The sequence below is a fragment of the Pontibacillus salicampi genome (genome assembly GCF_042434395.1).
Lineage (GTDB): Bacteria > Bacillota > Bacilli > Bacillales > BH030062 > Pontibacillus > Pontibacillus salicampi.
Map to the genome: position 1 here is coordinate 20,785 of NZ_JBHLTP010000001.1, position 17,833 is coordinate 38,617.

Below are 17,833 nucleotides of genomic sequence, written 5' to 3' on the forward strand. Positions count from 1 at the left end.
GTAAGCGCAAGACTATTACATCATTTCCAATAAAAGGTGGTACCTATGATAAAATTGCTCGTGTCCGATCTGGACGGTACATTACTAAATCACGAAAACAACATTCAACAGGAAGATATCGACGCTATTCAACAAGCTACCCGCCAAGGTATTGGCTTTGCCATTGCCACTGGCCGAATGGACCATGAGATTCAGTCTGTATTAGATATTCTTCACCAAACTGGTAATGGGCACCGCGTAAGTCAAAATGGTGCGTTTGTATATGATAAAGATGGTAAATTTATTCATGCCAATACGTTCCCTCATGAACACATCCAGGATATCTTTGCTGCTACTATCAGTGAAAAGACATTAACGAGTGTATCGACAGAAACTGATACTTATGTGCTGGAAGAGAATTGGGCTACTAGAGAAATGCAGAAGCGCATCTTTCACACGTTACTAATCGAACCAGCATTAAAAGAACAGCTCGGCAAAAGTATACACCCATCTAAAATATCTGTACACGGAAAAACAGAAGATTTACAATCCTTACAACAGATACTGGATGAGAGATTTGCAGATCACTTGGACAGCTTTATTTCCGATCCTTCCTGTCTTGACCTTATGCCTAAAAATATATGCAAAGGAGCAGCAGTGGAGCAGCTTATGTCCATTCTTAAAATTGAGCCGGACGAAATGGCTTGCTTTGGGGACTCTTTTAATGATGTTTCCATGTTTGAGCTAACAAAGCACAGCTATGCTATGGCCCAAGCACCTGATCAGGTAAAAGCACGAACAGAACATGTGGTTCCAAACGTAGCAGAAGCCATTACAGACTTGCGCAGCAAAGGATTATTATAAGGAAAAGTCTCTCTTAAAGACCAATGCAACTGTTGAATTGTTCCATATAAAGCTTAAAGAAAAAGCAAGCAGCATTATTAGACGCTGCTTGCCTTTTCTACCCTTTTATCTTCTTACCTAACATAGAAATAGGTAAGGCTTCGTACGCTTCGTCACCCTGTACCTCTAAGTATTCGCCGTGTTGAATTCTTGTTCCCCAGGCAAAAATACCGTTCATGTAAGTTATTTCGAATAAAATACCAGGGTCCCCTTCTATCTCATACACTTCTCCTGCTTTGAAATCCTTCGTATTTAACATATATGATTTAGCCATTTGTATTTTACGCATATATACAGCGTATTCATTAACGATTCCCATTTGTTCTGCCTTCCGAGCCTTTTCAGTTAACTCTGCTATCATTTCTCGTAGCTCTTCTACTGTCATGTCACTATATCTTTTTTCCACTGGCAACACTCCTTTGATTTACATTTTAACAAGCTTTGTACACAATAGAAATATCGAAAACTGCAGCAGACAATAAGGAAGGGGTTCGATGAACATGAAATATGCAGGAATAACAGGAGCAGGTACTGGGCTTGGTGCAGAGCTAGCCAAAACATATGCAAAGGACGGTTATTACGTCTATCTAATCGGGAGAACAGAAGATAGGCTGATGTTAGTACAAAGGGAAATTGAAGAAAAAGGTGGAAGTGCTGAAGTAGTTATTTGCGACATTACAGAACCGATTTCTGTTAATGAAAGTATAGAGCAGTTGAAGCAGCTAGATGTATTTATCAATAATGCAGGTATTGGGATATTCGGACCTGTTACGGAAATGGACAGTCCTGACGTGACGCAAATCCTCAATACGAATATCAAGGGCACCATTTATATGACGCAGGCTGTAATCCCTCTTGTTGAAAAGCAAGGTGGCAGAATCCTCAACATTATCTCCACCGCTGGTTTACGAGGTAAGGTAAATGAATCTGTCTATTGTGCGAGTAAATTTGCTCAAAGAGGGTTTACCGAAAGTCTTCAAAAGGAGTATGATGACTCGAAGGTTTCCTTTACAGCAGTCTATATGGGGGGGATGAATACACCATTCTGGGAAAACAGCGATCACGTCAGCGATCCTTCGCGTTTGAAGAACCCTTCGATAGTAGCCGAGGAAATTAAAGCACAGGATGATGGCAGAGCCGAAATTCATATTGAAAAATAAGAAGAAGGACGGCGATCCGCCGTCCTTCTCCCCTTGCCTACAAGTGATGTTTATATAGAAGGATTCTTCAATAGGTTCGAAGCTACAAAGCGATTGTCTATGAGCCTATTAAACTCTATTGCACTTAATGCTCCACATACTCCTCTATAAATCGATCAATGTATTCAAATGGGAAACCTTTTCGATAAAGAGCCCCTTTTACCTTATGCCGTAGTTCGTATCCTTCTGCTTTAGAGGCATACTTCCGTAATGCCTTCTCTCCTTGAACAACCACTGCTTCCCACTCTGCATCTTCATCTTTTTCATCTGCTATACTCGAAATGGCCTCTTGTATAGCATCATTCGTGTACCCTTTCTGCATAAGCGTCTGCTTCATTTTTTGTATTTGTTCTTTAAAGGACTTCTTGCCATCCTGCTTTAGCCTTTTTTGAACAAATTTCGTCGTTTTTTCTATTTGATCCTCGAATGTATAATGCTCGAGAGCATCAAGAATCCCATTTTCCGTTATTCCTTTTTCATACAGCTCTTTCTTAACAAGCATTGGTCCTTTACTAGAGGTTAATACTCTTGTTCGCACAAGGGCTTTAGCAAACTCCTCATCGTTCAAATATCCTTCTTCCTTAAGACGTCCCACAACATATTCTATCTTCTCTTCATCTACTTCCTTGTCCGATAAATAGGTACGCATTTCCTTGTCTGAACGCATACGGTAGCTTAAATAGTTCACTGCAAGGGAATACGCTTTATGAAAGTCGTCTTTCTCTACAAGCGTCTTAATCGTTTCTTCGTCTAATTCCATACCCTTATGGAGCATATATTGAATGAGAAGCTCTTCGTCTACGCTAAAAGCATATGCTTCCCCATCGCCGCGATCAAGGAAAACATTGTATCTATTCTTGTTCCGTTTTTGGGTTGTAATACGGGTTAATTTAGCCACGTCCATTCACCTCACCTTCTATTGTAGCATGGAAAAAATAGAAACGGTTAACGATAGAATATCGCTTTTTAGGACGAACTAATATAAACTAAAATTACCATATCATGTAGGAGGTTTTCCGATGAGGATTGCCATTACGGGTGGCACAGGTTTTGTCGGAACGCGCTTAACGAGACAGCTCGTTTCCGAGGGAAATGAAGTCTATGTGTTAACAAGAAATCCAGATAAGCACTATAATACAGACAAAGTAACGTATGTTGGATGGCTCAAGGAAGAATTTAAGCCCTCTTTGCAGCTGCCAGCACTTGATGCTATCGTCAATCTCGCTGGAGAAAACTTAAACAGTGGTCGGTGGACCTCTGAAAAGAAAGCTCAGATCCTCAACAGCAGGGTCGAGGCGACCGAATCCGTTCTTGACCTTATTAAAGAGATGGAGCATACACCAGATGTTTTAGTCAATGCATCAGCTGTTGGCTATTACGGAACGTCTAGAACAGAGTCCTTTACGGAAAAGACTACAACACCTGGAGACGATTTTCTTGCCGAGGTCGTAAGGAAATGGGAATCTACCGCTGAGAAAGCCACGGAATATGGTGTTAGGACCGTGTACTTACGCTTTGGAGTTATCCTCGGTGAAGAGGGTGCCCTGCCGAAAATGGTCATTCCATATAAAATGATGGCTGGAGGCCCTGTTGGAAATGGGGAGCAATGGATGTCTTGGATTCATGTGGAGGACATTATTGGTCTTATTGACTTCTCCCTCAAAAACAAAGAAGCCAGCGGCCCACTCAATGCCACTGCTCCTAACCCAAAACGTAATAAGGATCTTGGAAAAACCATTGCCAAAGTGTTAGATAAGCCTCACTGGCTGCCCGCTCCTTCTCCTGCTCTTAAGATTGTCCTCGGGGAGATGAGTATGCTGCTGTTACAAGGACAATATGTATATCCACAAAAACCACTAGATTTGGGATATCGCTTTCACTACCCTGAACTAGAACCAGCTTTGCGTAATATTTTACTAAAATAAATATCCCAACATAAATAAGAACAACAAGGCCAGGAAGGGTATCTTTCTGGCTTTTTATAGAAAGGACCTATTTACCATTATGCAAACGGTTATTACCAATGTCACAATACATCCCATTACCTCCCCACCTATTGAGAATGGTGAGGTAAGTATTATAGAAGGAAAAATTAAGCAATTTGGCAAGAAAGTTTCTATTACTTCAGAGGCGTCTATTATCGATGGGCAAAGGCAAATGCTTTTTCCAGGCTTTATTGATGTACATACCCACCTTGGTTTATACGATGAAGGGACAGGCTGGGCTGGAAATGATGCCAACGAAACGATAGAGGCTCTCACCCCTCACATCCGGGCTTTTGACAGCCTCCATCCACTAGACGTAGGCTTTCTTGATGCTAGACAACACGGTATTACTGCCGTTCACATTATGCCAGGTAGCCAAAACGTTATTGGCGGTACGACGGCCGTTATTAAAACTGCCGGTAAAAGCGTAACAGAGATGTTAATGAAGGAAACGGCTGGGTTAAAAATTGCCTTAGGGGAAAATCCAAAACGGATACACTCCCAATCTCGAAATGACTCCATTACTCGTATGGGTATCATGGGTATGCTTCGTGAAACCTTTATTCGGGCTCAGTGGTGCGATCATCCGGAAGACCCTCGTACTGCACCTATTATGAAGGCTTTGGAAGGGAAAATTCCAGTACGCATTCATGCTCACCGCTCTGATGATATTCTAAGTGCCGTTAGGTTCGCAGACGAATTCCAATTAGATCTTCGTATTGAGCATTGTACGGAAGGTCATCTAGTTGCGGATCAGCTTACCGGTAGAGACTTACAAGTATCTGTCGGACCTACCCTTACTCGGAAATCTAAAATTGAAGTGAAAAATAAGACATGGGAAACGTATCATATACTGACGGATCACGGCATCGACGTATCTATTACGACAGACCATCCATACACTCCAATACAATACTTAAATGTATGTGCTGCCTTAGCCTCAAGGGAAGGACTATCTATAGAGAAAGCATTAGAAGGTATTACGATATTACCTGCTAGAAATTTAGGGGTGGCGGATCGGATTGGAAGTATTGAACAAGGAAAAGATGCCGATTTAGTGTTATGGAGCCACCATCCCTTCCACTTTCACACCAAGCCTACTTGGACAATGATTGATGGCAATATTGTGAACAAATTAAAGAAATAATATAATTCCATATCTTACTTCCAATCACCTCACTTTACCCACTGGGGTATATTTGTTATAGTAAGCATGTAGTCACATCCCCCTCGTAGTTAAAGGGGAATGATAAACCATTATTATTATTATGAATAAGTGAGGGATAACACATGTTACTAAAATATTTTTATGATGAAAGACTGGCGCAAGCTTCTTATATGGTAGGCTGTCAGGCAACTGGTGAAGCATTAGTAGTTGACCCTTCTAGAGATATTCAAGCATATTTAGATACAGCACAAAAAGAAGGATTGACCATTCGTTATGTAGCGGAAACACACATTCACGCTGATTTCGTTTCAGGCGCTAAGGAATTAGCCAGCCAAACTGGGGCTACTGCAGTTCTTTCCGGAGAAGGCGGCGAAGACTGGAGCTATCAATTCCTAGATCAGATAAACCACAAGCTTGTTCACGATGGAGATCAATTCAAGGTTGGTAATGTGACAATAGAAGTGATGCACACGCCTGGTCATACGCCTGAATCCATCTCCTTTAAGCTATTTGATAGAGACCAAGACACCCCAATGGGCATCTTTACTGGCGATTTTGTTTTCGTAGGCGATGTTGGTCGTCCAGACCTGCTAGAAAAAGCTGCCGGCATGGAAAACACCTCTGAAGTGGGTGCACGACAAATGTTCGCTTCTCTTCAAACGATCAAAGAACTGCCAGAGCATATGCAGGTATGGCCTGGTCATGGAGCAGGCAGTGCTTGCGGTAAAGCACTAGGTGCCATTCCTTCCAGTACTGTTGGTTATGAAAAAGCGACAAACTGGGCGCTTCGTCACACTAATGAAGAAGCATTCGTAGAGGATTTAATCGCTGAACAGCCAGAGCCTCCTAAATATTTTGCTGTCATGAAGAAAGTAAATAAGGAAGGCCCGGCACTACTATCTGAGCTTGGGGAACCAGTCAAAATGGAACCGTCTAAAGAAGAGCTTGAGAGTAAACTGGAAGAAGGTATGCAAGTAATTGACACCCGCTTCCCAGCCCAATTTGCAGAAGCACACATTCCTGGCACGTATAATATTCCTGGTAACCAATCCTTTGCCAATTGGGCAGGCTGGTTAGTTGATTATGATAAACCCGTCTACCTTATCGCAAGTGACGAGGCAATCACTAGCTTGACTAAAGCCTTACGTTCTATCGGTGTTGATTATGTTAAGGGTTATATGCCTCTTGATGTCATTTCAACACTTAGCGCTCAAGGTATGGAGATGGAATCCTATAAGGTGACTACACCGACCGAGATCGCTGATAACATTGCAAATAAGGAAGTAAATCTTCTAGATGTTCGTAACCAAGGTGAATGGGATAGCGGACACATTCCACAAGCGAAGCATATTATGCTCGGTTATTTAGAGGAACGTATTAATGAAGTTCCAACAGATAAGCCGGTCGTTCTTCAATGTCAATCAGGCGGACGCTCCGCTATGGCTACAAGCATTCTACAGGCTAATGGCATTAAGGATGTTATTAACATGCAAGGCGGCTTTGGTTCCTGGAGCAAGCAAGAACTTCCACAAACGAAATAAAAGAGAAACCTATGACAGTCATCCTTTTCACAAGGGTGACTGTTTTTTTATATGCTAATGGATTTTTCTACCATCAACAAAGTCTCCCCCTAACAAAACCTTGATATATCAACACTTTAGAGTACTACCCAAAAAAAGAGTAAATATTTCAGCATATAAATGTTTGAATTCAAAATAATAAGGTTATATAACTAACATGTACAGGTTATGTTTAACTTTTGTACAAAACAATTAAAGGGAGTGTTCAATTGTGAGAAAATTTTTCTCCATGGTTCTAACAGTAATTCTAGCTCTAGGCGCAACAGCAGGTACAGTATCCGCAGATCATCACGCAGAAGACAAAGCAATGGTCCGAGTATTGCATGCTTCCCCAGATGCTCCAGCAGTTGATGTGTATGTTGATGGTAATGCGGTAGTGGAAGGAGCAGAATTCAAAGCTTCTACTGACTACTTAAAACTTGGCTCAGGTGAACATAATGTAGAGATTTACGCGGCAGGTACTAAAGGAGAGCAAGATCCGGTAATCTCTCAATCTCTTACAGTTGAAGCAGGGATGGCTTACACTGTTGCAGCTATTAACAAACTGGACAATCTCGAATTAAAAGTTGTACAGGATTCTATGAGTGTAACAGAAGGCATGACGAAGGTACGCGTTGGTCACCTTTCTCCAGACGCTCCTACTGTTAATGTTGGTCTAATGGACGGTAAAGACCTTTTCTCTGGTGCATCTTTCCCGATGGTGACAGATTACAAAGAACTAGAACCGAGCACCTATGACTTAGAAATTCGTACAGAAGATGGTACCCAAGTGTTAGACCTTTCTGGTACAACGCTTGAAAAAAATACAGTCTATAGCGTATTCGCTGTCAACACAGCAGATAATTTAGAGGTACTCGTTCTAAAGGATTACACGTTGATGCCTGATTCTATGCCACAAACAGGTATGGGTGGTACTGCACAAGATTCTTCTTCTGTACTTCCAATTGCAGCTAGTGTTGCACTACTAGGTGCAGGAGCAATGATCCTTTATCGCCGCCGTGCTCAAGAACAGTAAGGGTATAATACGGCTGTGTATTGTGGCATGCAGCGTTCTTATCCTTTCCGCATGTCAGAGTACCCCCCTTGTATCTACTCAAGCAGAGGAAGGTACAGGAGGCAAAATTTTATCTCAAAAGGAAACACCCACCACACTATCTGAAAAACAGGTTGACGCTGCTTCCAAGCAGCAGCCGGATGCAAATGCACAAAAACCACCAGAACAGACAGTAAAACCTAAGGGGATTACTCCAGCAAAGGTAAAGATTCCCGCAATTAATGTTGATGCTAACATTACTCCACAAGGGTTAAACGAAGAAAACGATATGGAAGTTCCTTCAAATGGTGATGAGGTGGGCTGGTTTGAACCAGGCACCAAGCCAGGGAATACAGGTAATGCTATACTAGCAGGTCATGTAGATGATAAAGAAGGTCCAGCAGTATTCTTTGATTTAAAAGAGCTCAAGGCTGGTGACAAGATTTACGTTACCGATGAAAACGGTAAACAGGTAACATTTGAAGTAGACAAGGTAGTTGCCTATGACAAAAACAACGCACCATTACGCCAGATTTTCGGACCGAGCGAAGAGCAAAACTTAAATTTATTAACATGCACTGGTACCTTTGACCACTCTATTCAAGACCATGAGGAACGGCTCGTTGTGTACACATCACTATTACCCAACTAACCCACTCACAAAGCTGAAGCCTCAGGGCTTCAGCTTGCTTTTATGCTACAGAAAAATTATTGATAAATTATTTAGAAATCCACGAAAAAACCATTCCCATTTCATATCTCATCGAGTATGATAAGAGTATGAAGTTATGATGCGAAATCATATATATAATACCTATTTTCCTAGGGAAGGCAAATGGTGAGCCACCAGTAAAGCTGGTTCTAGTGGGTTCGATTCCCACCCCGGATTTTTGTGAGCAACATATAAAAATTCGAGGGTGGAGTTACCTGCTAACTTCCTGGGGAAATTCTGCCCTCTTGCAAATCAGGAGGGATTTTTTTATGTTAAAAAAACGTGATTTACATGAATCGCCGCAGCTATTTGAGTTAATGGTTCACCCAGACGTCTTTCCTTATGTCCGTCACAAGGCTCATTCCAGTGATGAGCATTACTTCTTAACTAAGCAAACGATGGAAGCGGAAGAACAAGGAGAATTAATATCTCGTACTATTCTTGATGAATGGAACCAGCCTATCGGAACCATTAATTTATTTGATGTGCAAGACAATTATGGCTTTTTAGCAACGTGGCTTGGAAAAGACTATCATGGCAAAGGATACAATCAATTAGCAAAAGAGGCTTTCTTTGAGGAGCTCTTTTTTCAATACGATATTCATGTTGTCTTCATGAAAATTCGAAGAACAAATATCCGTTCTCAAAAAGCTGCTGAGAAGATGCCTTTTTGCCAACTAAGCGATGAGATTTATCCAGAAGTTCTGGAATGGATTAATAAAGAACAGGATGTATTTCATCTATACGCCGTAACAAAGGATCAGTATTTATTTCATTACTACCGTACAGAGGAAGACGAACAAGCTCAAGAAGCTTGAAATAACCAAAGGGGATTGTCCCTGATGGAACTCGTTAAACAGAGTCCATGAGGAACAGTCCCCTTTTTGTATAGCTCCTGTCCCAATTGACTATACTTTTAATACCAAGTCATGAAGGAGGCTACACATATGAAATCAAAAGCGAAAGCAGCAAAGGAAAGCAAACGAAGCTTCACAAAGGCCCAAGAAGTCATGTACATGCAAGAATTTAAAAGAGCCAATCGAATAGCGGAGCACTCCTCTAAGAAATAACCACCTGTTGAAGATATTTATCCACAACGTTGTGCACAATGTGCATAACCATCTATTTTCCTTTAATACGAATGTGTGACCATGTGTACAGTTTGTTGTGGATAAGTTTGTGAATAATTGTGGATAATGTGAATAAACTTAATAAAACCAATGTATAAACCATTTCTATTGTGGATATCACTGTTAACAAGAGATTATTTTCTTTCTCCCATCTCAGATGGGCACCGATTCCTCCCCTTTTCGTGCTGTGAAAGAAAATAATCCAGCCGCGCGACTGCTTTTGCAGTCGCTTTTTTTTATTTCATAACTGCATCATAAGATTGTACATTTATCAATCTTTTAGTCTATGATAGTTGTTTAGAGATATTAGTTGTAAAGGTCGAGAAAGTAAAATGGTTTGATAAAATTTACTAAGTGAAAAGAAGTTCGTTAAAGTGGGTAAACGTATGATACGATTAGGTTATTATTTTCCAAAGTAAACATTACTTCGAGCATATATCGTGGAGGCTGCATTGGGAATGCAGTTTGCCGATATTATTTTATGATAAGGCTCTGTTAAAGACCAATGCTGGTGTTAGGCTGTTCCATTGATGTAACTATATAAAGATTGATCCCTTCCTCTGGCGTTGAATGATTGGAAATACAAAGGAGGACTATAATGGTTGACATAAGCCCCATATTACATATAATTGTACTTTTCTCTTTCTCCATTCTCTTGGGAATGCTAGTCAGACTTTACTATCCCAAAATTCGAAAACGAATGGTATTTTTCATTAATGCAGGATTTTTGATTATATATTCTTTCCTGTACCCTATGCTTTTTGCTGGGTTTTATTTCTTTTTCCCTATATCCTTTGCTTCCACCTACCTTGGACTTTCTATAAGTAAAGGAATTCACACTCTCATTATACGAGGAGAGCGACGACGTACAGTACGGTAAAAGCATGTAGTTTCTGAACAAGAGTAACCAAAGGGAATGATGGAGATAAACTAGATGATTCAACTCTTCGACAAGCAGATGCATTAGCTTCATACAGACATTCGTCCTCATCTATTCTATTAAAAATCCTCTTTAGCCCTATACTCTTGTCCACACGTAATAGAGTTAATTACATATAGTATAGTACGATCGGTATTCGTATCGATCGCCACACACTGGAAAGGGATTTCTCCCCGTTTGATAATCTCTCCGTCTTGTCCTTTCCAAATTTATATCCTTCCTTTACCTGGAGCAAAGGTATCCAATCCCTGCCTTTGCTCCTTTTTCTTTTACCCACCCATCTATACATAACGAAAGAAAGCAGCGAAACAAGTTACCTTTCATGCATTTGTTTCATAGGATAGAGTACACAAGCGCCTATCCGCCTTTTGATTTGTTTCCATTGATGAGGCATGGAAAGGATGGAAGCGATGGATCAGGAGAAGATGCTTGAAATTATGCGTGATGCGTATAACAGAAGTACAGAAGAAGAAAACATGACTAGTGAGAAGATGATAAATGAATTGATTAACCGGTTAAAGCCGATGGTACAGGACAATAAAGAAGCAAACTAGTATCTTTTTTCTGGATTTCGGGCCATCTATAGCTTGGATGAAGAGCTAAAGGGGTGGCTTTTTGTTTTGTAACTTATTCATGAAGGAGTGACACAGAGTGACTCACCCTGACTATTCGATTATCTTTCCTGTGAAGAACGAAGGTGAAAACGTTAAAAAAACGCTCGACTCCTTATTCCGAGTTAAGACGAATACAACCTTTGAGGTTATTATTGTTGATGACCAGTCAGATGATGATTGCTGTGCTTTTCTTGCTGCCTACCCCTCCGCTTCTAATGTAAAAGTAATACGAACGGAAGGAGTCGGCTCTTCTGCTGCACGGAATGTAGGGGCTGAGGCAGCTGCGGGAGAATATTTTGTATTTTGTGATGCACATCTTACCTTTGAGGATTGGTGGCTGGATCGATTAGCTCAGCCAGTGCTGATGGAGAAAACAGATGTGATCTGCCCAGCTATTTCCTCTATGGAGCATCCACATTCGGTAGGCTATGGGCAATTCCTGCAGCCAAACATGCAAATAGGCTGGTACTCCAAAACCTCTGGATTGAAGGAGGTTGCCATTGTCCCGGGCGCTTGCTTTTTACTTCATCGGGAGGTGTTCTATGAAGTAGGTGGTTTCGAGAAAGGGTTTCGTCGCTGGGGGCATGAGGATGTTGAGCTGTCTATTAAGCTATGGTTATTCGGTTATCGCTGCCACGTGCTCCCAACCGTAACCATTGCACACCTATTCCGCCAGCATCATCCATACACCGTACAGCCCGAGCATATCTCCTACAATTTACTACGAATGGCTTACTCCCACTTCAACACCCTTCGAATTAACAAATGCAGAAAGATGATACCATCAGATATGGCAAAATCGATAGAGGCAGATGTGTTACGTAATTTAGGAAGACAGCGTCTGGAATACTTGGAGAGACGCGTGTTTGACGATAATTGGTATTTCCGTAAATTCAACCTGCAATTCTAGGCTCTACTTCACCTCACCATTCAGCAACAAACCAATAATCCAAGTCTTACATTTAAGAGCACCATATAGAAATACAACAAGCATGAACATGAATAAAAAAACGTAAGGGGGTAGGAATCTTCTACCCTCTTACGTTTGTATTATTTTAATTGGCTGGACCTTCGAAGGAGTGACTTGAAAGCAACGAACTACTGGTTCTCTTCCCTGAAGGGAGACAATAAAGTAAGCAACCGTAGGGTAGCCATTGTGACGTTGATCTTCTTTAGAAGGATACGGCAGCGCGGTAGGATGGGAATGGTAAATACCCGTTAATGCTTCTCCCCTCTCCTTCATTTGAGCCATAGCCTTTTCAATCGCTTCGTCAGAAATAGCAAAGGAATAAGGACTTTTCTCAACATTTATCATAGGCCAGATAGTTTCACATCTTCCCCCTTTTCCTGATAAGAGACCACATGCTTCAAACGGTCGATCCTTCATACAATGAGAGGTCATTTGTCTAACCACCTCTGACTCGATGAGTATCACTTTTGAGGAGATGGTCCTTTTATGATGCTTAAGCTGATCTGGGCGTTTTCTCTCGTTTCTTCCTCAATGATCTTTGCTTTCTTTGCTTCGCACGATACATCCTATTCAATTCTTTACCTGTCACTTTTTATTATCTCCTTTGCCGCCATGAGAGTAGCGATAAGGGTTAAATACTGTAGTCTGCTGGGAAGTTGGACTTTTAGGGTATTGTAATGTTTTTAATTCCTCGAAATTCAATTCTCGCCCCTTAGAAGAACCATAGAAATCTTTATCGTTCTTTTTTTGCTTTAGCTCCCCAATTTTTTGCTTCAATGAATCTATCTTGCGGTTATCCTCTTTCTTAGTAGCTTCATACCGCTTGATATGGTTTTGCAGACGCTGTAGCTCCCCTTCTGCTCTCCCCTCTTTAGCTTGATGCATCCTAAGCTCTTGCTCTAATTCTGTTATTTTTTCCTGGAATGCTTCGGATTGCTCTTCCTTAGCAGCTAATTCCTCTTGTAATTGCTCATTGGTCTCCTGGCTATTCTTCAGCTCTAATTGATATTGCTGGAGTTGCTCCTGATAATGCTTTTCCGTATCCTCTAAGGTATCTTCTGTTTGTTGGAGTGCTTTTAATTGCTCTGTCATTTCTTCCATTTCCTGATGGTATTGCTCTTCCTTTTGCTGATATACATTCAGCATTTCCGATAACTCTTCGACATGCTTTTGGAAATTCTCCTGCTCTGCTAATGAAGCAGTGGTCTTTGATTGATTCCACTCCTCCATTGTTTCTTTATACTCCATGAGATGTTTTTCTAAGCTCTGAATGGTTTCCTCGATTCGATCTATCTTCTTTTGGTATTCTTCCTGCTGTTCACTCTTCCAGATGTTCCACATGTACGTTTCCCTCCCGGTTTGACTGTTCTTTAATACATCTATCTGTTCTTTCAATTCCGCTAGGCTGCGAACGTCCTTCTCTACACAATCTATGTCCGGCAGTAGCGAAGGTGACGTCCTATGCTTCATAAGCATAATATTTTGTTCTACTAGCCACTGTTGAAAGCGTCTGCTCTCCTCTATAAATGATTGACTGCGCTCCCACCATGCATCAAGACCTTTCAATACTTTGCGGGAACGATGGAATGGGGGAACCAATAATATCTTTGCTTTTACGTTTGGAACAGGGATGCTCTTTTGGTTATATGCATTGTATAATTGCTCATAAGCTATTTCTGCTTTGCGTATGGATTGTTGCAAGAATGTGAATTGCTTTTCTTTCTGGTTCAGCTGTTTTTCTAAACGATGAATGGCCCGTTGCTTTTGATGCTGCAGTACGCTGTACTGTCGCTGGTTCCGTTCTAATGTTTGCTGTAGCTGGACAATAGTACGCTCTTTCTGCTTTAGTTTTCCCTCAAGAGATGCTTCCTTTTCTTTATAAGTGCCCATCGCGCTCAATATACGCTGTTCGAGTTCATTTACATGCTGTCTCTCGGCATACTGCTTCCATTTGATTGGGAGTATTTTCACTTGCTGATTGTATGTGTACCAATCTATTTGATAATCATCAAATTTTGATTTCACCTGGTCCAGCATTCTTTTATATTCTGCCAGAGTTTCTTCCTGTTGAACTACGCGTTGAAAGAGAGAGAGTTCTTCTTTCCTCTGTGGAGCATTCGCTTCCCGCTTCCTCCCCATGCTTCTCTCCCCCCTTTCTACATAGCTTCTCCTTCTATATATATGCGGGAATAGCCCATAGTGTGATGATTACATAGGATTTAGTCATTATATTTATATCTACTCTTCACAAGAGACTGTTGCTCCCGAAATCTTCGCTCGCATATAGATAGAAATAATGCATTTATGTAAGGGTCTATTATGATAGGACAATCCATTTAATGGGGAGATAGTGGAAGACTTGCTTTCGAGATGGTTTTCAGGGATGGGTCCTATCCGTTTATCAGGGAAAGGTATGGCCTGGAAAACGCTCGCTTTCCTGCTGATGAATGGCCAAGCCTCCTCGAAAAATGATGGAGTAAACTCCACCATTTTTCTGTGGGGTCTTGGCTCATCCATTTTTCAGCGGGAGTCTCCCATTTTCCAGGCCATACCTTTGCCGTAATAGGAGAACGGACCCACCGTTTTCGCAATCAACTTATTGTATAAGAGGAATATTACCGTATTTATACAAAAAGAAATTGTTTCCTATCAATGGTTACGTGTTATCTTTCATCACTTGGCTTGGTTCAAGAAATAGTTTTTTCAGCATATTGTTTAACACTATATAAAGATGGAGCATTTCCTTTGGCGTTGAGTGGTCGAAAATAGCGTAGACTCCCGCGGAAATACGGATGTGCTGAGACAGCGTCTTTTGCTGTCCGAGGAGGCTCAGCCGCAAGTAAGGAAGTTCACCTAAAAGCGCTACATCCTTTAGCAACGGTGAACGACCCCAAGTCGTGTGGGGCCGCAGGAAAGCGGGGCTATTTCCGACCACTCAACTCGCCTTTCAGCAAGGGACCACCCTTATCTCGACTTCAAGTCTTCCATATGGGCGCTTTACAGAAATTAAACAACAAGCAATACCAAAACCTTATGTAAAAAAAGAGGAAGATAATCTCCCTCTTTTAGCATTACATATCGTCATCTAGTAGATCTTGGAAAGTGTCACACTCTTCAAAACGAGTAAGAGCTGTTACAAGTCCACTATCAAATACAATTTCTCCAGCAGTGTTTCGAAGAATGATTTGGAATGTTGAGTTTGTATTATCGATGATTAGCTGATAGCCTACAAGCTCAGTGCCATTGTTGAAGATTTGAGTACCTTCACCAAACGCAGTAAGTGTTTCAGTGGCTTCATCACAACGTACTGTGTTAACAGAAGATGGCTCGAATGTAAATCGGAAATCGAATGGTGATGGAGTCGGTCCTACTGTTCCTGTCGGAGTTGGTCCTGGAAGGTCTGGATCCTCCATGAATGAGTAGGTGAAGAATGTGTCTCCAATAGAGCACTCTTGACATACTTCTGCCTCAAGGTCAGATGTACCAGGTAGCATTATACCGCCGCCTACCATTGCAGTTGTGTCAGCATTACGTGCTAAAGCAGTTGCTTGACATTCACAGTTAGCAGGTGGGAAGATATCCGGGCACTGCTCTGGGAATTCGAACACGCTTAGATCACATTTGATAATGTCTCTTGGCTTTTTGATGTTGTTTGGGCGCGGGAAGCAGAATTTAGCTAGAACTTCAAGCTTTACTGGGAATTCCACTTGTACGTCTTTACAAAGTACGACTCTTACAGGAATCATTGGACCGAATGGGTCTGGACCCATTAACACGCCATCTGTTCTACAGATAACCTGAGTCGCTTTTGCATTGATGTTATCCGCAGTTATACCTACTGGTACACAAAGCATGATTTCGTCAGTGAACTGAGTTGTTACTGTGAAAGTACATGCAACATTACCGTTAATGAGAATAGTAACCTCCACTGGCACGGTCCATACTAAACGAACTAGACCTGGGTTTCCGTTCTCAATAATAGTTGCCGTTACATTGACGTCTTCTGGGTCTGAAGGTGTACATTCCGTCGTTACTGTTTCTCCTGCAGCTAGTGCTTCACTTACCGCCAGACGACATGCTTCATCTGGAATAAAGTTCTTATTCTCGTAGTCGTTGGCAAAGAATACCCAATCATACACTTTGTCAACAAGAATACATTCTGGTGCTAAATCGTTTGGATCGATTGGTGGTGGTGTTGGTGTTGGAGTCTGGGACCCCCTTATTGATTTACGCTTTTTCACGTATATCCTTCCTTTCTATCGTGTTTAAAATTACACTATATCCTATGGAGAGGGCTCCCAATTGGTACAATAAAACAGCCCAATTTTTGTAAAATAAAAAGCCTATTTCATTTACACTTCATTTTCAGCCTGTGTTTTTCATATGAATAGACATAGATCCTTTACGCAAATTAGGAGGCACTAACGTGACTATTTCTGTTCATTATCAAGACACCTTTATCGGTAAGTTGAACGAATCTTCCCTTATTTTATTTAGATTATTTTGTATGGAAAAAGGGTATCGCTTGGATTGGCATAGCGGAGAAAAACGTATTCACATAGAACCTCCTCTCGACAGTTATAAGGTCCAATTAGATTTTGACGAGACTGAAGATGCATTTGGGAAGGCTGTTGCCTCTTCTATAAAACAATATGTACGCGAAGCCGGTCTTGTCATAGACCATAATCGTTCCAGCCTTACTCCAGCTAATTTTCACATTACATTGGAGCCAATCAAGCAAACCACCTATATGAAGCGACCAAATTTATTTATCATGCACAACGGTAGTACTCAGATGATGCAATTCATTCAGCATCTAAAAGAACAGTTTAATCTTTTCCAGCTCACGCATAGCTTTATTAAACAATCCTCCAGTTCGACTACACCACCTTCACTCATAGTGCAGTGTGAAATGCCTCATCAGGATAGCCAGACTACTCTCAAGCAATATACAGAAGAGCTCGCTATTACGTTAGCATCAGGGATTCTCCACTACTTTGCCACATCACTTGGGATAGACATTGCCTACTTTACCAAGGAACCTCTGCTCCCGTTTTTAGATCAAAAACCTTCTCGGTCATCTGCCAGTAAAGAAAGACCTAATCCATCCGCTTCTAAGAAGCCTATCAAACGCCAGCAAGAAAAGGCCGTTACAATGGCAGAGGTGTTCTTTGATTATGTACTGTATCCTTCAAGAGAATTAAAGCAATATATGATAACCGGAGACCTTGTAATTAAGAATACAGGGACTGTTCCGCTTCGTAATCCTGTCATTTGTTTAAAAGCCCATCCGATTGAACAGATAAGCCTTGGGGGCCAAATACTTCCTCCTGCTATGGCGGACATTTACGGGGTACAGACAGATGATGGTATTAAAGGGTGGAGATACGTGGAGGAGAATTGGTTTGAGAAAGCCCAGGAACGAGGAGAGTATTGGATTACAACGATTGATGAATCTACCATAAAGCCCGGTGAGGAAGCAGTCCTTCCAAGCTTCCAGCTTACATTAAAGGAAAAAGAGAATTCCAAGGAACAAATGATTGTACAAAGCGTCGTCTACTTTAAGCAAAACGAGGCATCCTTCGCTAGTAATAACGATATCGTAATCGCGTACGCTTAA

General features: G+C 41.4%; 17 protein-coding genes. 12 read left to right on the forward strand and 5 right to left on the reverse strand.

What is annotated here, in order from left to right; all coding sequences use genetic code 11:
• The first annotated feature begins 45 nt into the window (after window positions 1-45).
• Complete coding sequence (locus ACFFGV_RS00120) at window positions 46-843, forward strand: HAD family hydrolase (RefSeq protein ID WP_377344472.1); 798 nt, start codon at window positions 46-48, stop codon at window positions 841-843.
• A 97-nt stretch (window positions 844-940) separates the two neighbouring features.
• Here the strand turns inward: ACFFGV_RS00120 and ACFFGV_RS00125 are convergent, their stop codons facing one another.
• Window positions 941-1,288, reverse strand: a complete 348-nt coding sequence (locus ACFFGV_RS00125; RefSeq protein WP_377344473.1) for a YfhH family protein — start codon at window positions 1,286-1,288, stop codon at window positions 941-943.
• Between the two features lie 88 nt (window positions 1,289-1,376).
• On the opposite strand from ACFFGV_RS00125, the gene ACFFGV_RS00130 reads away from it, so the two are divergent.
• Window positions 1,377-2,042: an SDR family NAD(P)-dependent oxidoreductase gene (locus ACFFGV_RS00130; RefSeq protein WP_377344474.1), complete on the forward strand. Its 666-nt coding sequence runs from the start codon at window positions 1,377-1,379 to the stop codon at window positions 2,040-2,042.
• Between the two features lie 124 nt (window positions 2,043-2,166).
• Here the strand turns inward: ACFFGV_RS00130 and recX are convergent, their stop codons facing one another.
• A complete protein-coding gene (gene recX / locus ACFFGV_RS00135; RefSeq protein ID WP_377344475.1) occupies window positions 2,167-2,979 on the reverse strand; it encodes a recombination regulator RecX in 813 nt (270 codons plus the stop codon).
• A gap of 121 nt (window positions 2,980-3,100) precedes the next feature.
• Between recX and ACFFGV_RS00140 the strand changes: the two genes are divergently transcribed.
• From ACFFGV_RS00140 to ACFFGV_RS00180, 9 genes are all read left to right on the forward strand, one after another.
• A complete protein-coding gene (locus ACFFGV_RS00140) occupies window positions 3,101-4,006 on the forward strand; it encodes a TIGR01777 family oxidoreductase (RefSeq protein ID WP_377344476.1) in 906 nt (301 codons plus the stop codon).
• A 79-nt stretch (window positions 4,007-4,085) separates the two neighbouring features.
• The gene (locus ACFFGV_RS00145; protein ID WP_377344477.1) at window positions 4,086-5,213 is read left to right on the forward strand and encodes an amidohydrolase; all 1,128 of its coding nucleotides are present in this window, start codon (window positions 4,086-4,088) and stop codon (window positions 5,211-5,213) included.
• Between the two features lie 143 nt (window positions 5,214-5,356).
• Window positions 5,357-6,775 (forward strand): MBL fold metallo-hydrolase, encoded by a 1,419-nt coding sequence (locus tag ACFFGV_RS00150; RefSeq protein WP_377344478.1) that lies wholly within the window; start codon window positions 5,357-5,359, stop codon window positions 6,773-6,775.
• Window positions 6,776-7,025: 250 nt separating this feature from the next.
• Window positions 7,026-7,829 (forward strand): DUF4397 domain-containing protein, encoded by an 804-nt coding sequence (locus ACFFGV_RS00155; protein WP_377344479.1) that lies wholly within the window; start codon window positions 7,026-7,028, stop codon window positions 7,827-7,829.
• Window positions 7,830-7,851: 22 nt separating this feature from the next.
• The gene (locus ACFFGV_RS00160) at window positions 7,852-8,499 is read left to right on the forward strand and encodes a class F sortase (RefSeq protein WP_377344480.1); all 648 of its coding nucleotides are present in this window, start codon (window positions 7,852-7,854) and stop codon (window positions 8,497-8,499) included.
• Window positions 8,500-8,828: 329 nt separating this feature from the next.
• Window positions 8,829-9,377, forward strand: a complete 549-nt coding sequence (locus ACFFGV_RS00165) for a GNAT family N-acetyltransferase (RefSeq protein ID WP_377344481.1) — start codon at window positions 8,829-8,831, stop codon at window positions 9,375-9,377.
• Between the two features lie 129 nt (window positions 9,378-9,506).
• Entirely contained in the window at window positions 9,507-9,629 is a 123-nt protein-coding gene (locus ACFFGV_RS00170; RefSeq protein ID WP_377344482.1) for a YfhE family protein, read from the forward strand.
• A gap of 1,410 nt (window positions 9,630-11,039) precedes the next feature.
• Complete coding sequence (locus ACFFGV_RS00175; protein WP_377344483.1) at window positions 11,040-11,183, forward strand: YwzD family small protein; 144 nt, start codon at window positions 11,040-11,042, stop codon at window positions 11,181-11,183.
• A 97-nt stretch (window positions 11,184-11,280) separates the two neighbouring features.
• Complete coding sequence (locus ACFFGV_RS00180) at window positions 11,281-12,153, forward strand: glycosyltransferase family 2 protein (RefSeq protein ID WP_377344484.1); 873 nt, start codon at window positions 11,281-11,283, stop codon at window positions 12,151-12,153.
• Between the two features lie 129 nt (window positions 12,154-12,282).
• On the opposite strand, the gene ACFFGV_RS00185 is transcribed toward ACFFGV_RS00180, so the two are convergent.
• The 3 genes from ACFFGV_RS00185 to ACFFGV_RS00195 form a co-directional block, all read right to left on the reverse strand.
• Complete coding sequence (locus ACFFGV_RS00185; protein ID WP_377344485.1) at window positions 12,283-12,678, reverse strand: M67 family metallopeptidase; 396 nt, start codon at window positions 12,676-12,678, stop codon at window positions 12,283-12,285.
• Between the two features lie 120 nt (window positions 12,679-12,798).
• Window positions 12,799-14,352 carry a coiled-coil domain-containing protein gene (locus ACFFGV_RS00190; protein ID WP_377344486.1) on the reverse strand — a complete coding sequence of 518 codons (1,554 nt, stop codon included), beginning with the start codon at window positions 14,350-14,352 and terminating at the stop codon, window positions 12,799-12,801.
• A 932-nt stretch (window positions 14,353-15,284) separates the two neighbouring features.
• Window positions 15,285-16,454, reverse strand: a complete 1,170-nt coding sequence (locus tag ACFFGV_RS00195) for a BMQ_0737 family morphogenetic spore coat protein (RefSeq protein ID WP_377344487.1) — start codon at window positions 16,452-16,454, stop codon at window positions 15,285-15,287.
• 185 nt (window positions 16,455-16,639) lie between these two features.
• Between ACFFGV_RS00195 and ACFFGV_RS00200 the strand changes: the two genes are divergently transcribed.
• Complete coding sequence (locus ACFFGV_RS00200) at window positions 16,640-17,833, forward strand: hypothetical protein (RefSeq protein ID WP_377344488.1); 1,194 nt, start codon at window positions 16,640-16,642, stop codon at window positions 17,831-17,833.

Excerpts from the sequence above, each read along its gene's own strand:
- ACFFGV_RS00130 (WP_377344474.1), top strand. The coding sequence starts at position 1,377 with ATGAACATGAAATATGCAGGAATAACAGGAGCAGGTACTGGGCTTGGT.
- ACFFGV_RS00175 (WP_377344483.1), top strand. The coding sequence starts at position 11,040 with ATGGATCAGGAGAAGATGCTTGAAATTATGCGTGATGCGTATAACAGA.
- ACFFGV_RS00120 (WP_377344472.1), top strand. The coding sequence starts at position 46 with ATGATAAAATTGCTCGTGTCCGATCTGGACGGTACATTACTAAATCAC.
- ACFFGV_RS00170 (WP_377344482.1), top strand. The coding sequence starts at position 9,507 with ATGAAATCAAAAGCGAAAGCAGCAAAGGAAAGCAAACGAAGCTTCACA.
- ACFFGV_RS00150 (WP_377344478.1), top strand. The coding sequence starts at position 5,357 with ATGTTACTAAAATATTTTTATGATGAAAGACTGGCGCAAGCTTCTTAT.
- ACFFGV_RS00165 (WP_377344481.1), top strand. The coding sequence starts at position 8,829 with ATGTTAAAAAAACGTGATTTACATGAATCGCCGCAGCTATTTGAGTTA.
- ACFFGV_RS00190 (WP_377344486.1), bottom strand. The coding sequence starts at position 14,352 with ATGGGGAGGAAGCGGGAAGCGAATGCTCCACAGAGGAAAGAAGAACTC.
- ACFFGV_RS00140 (WP_377344476.1), top strand. The coding sequence starts at position 3,101 with ATGAGGATTGCCATTACGGGTGGCACAGGTTTTGTCGGAACGCGCTTA.
- ACFFGV_RS00145 (WP_377344477.1), top strand. The coding sequence starts at position 4,086 with ATGCAAACGGTTATTACCAATGTCACAATACATCCCATTACCTCCCCA.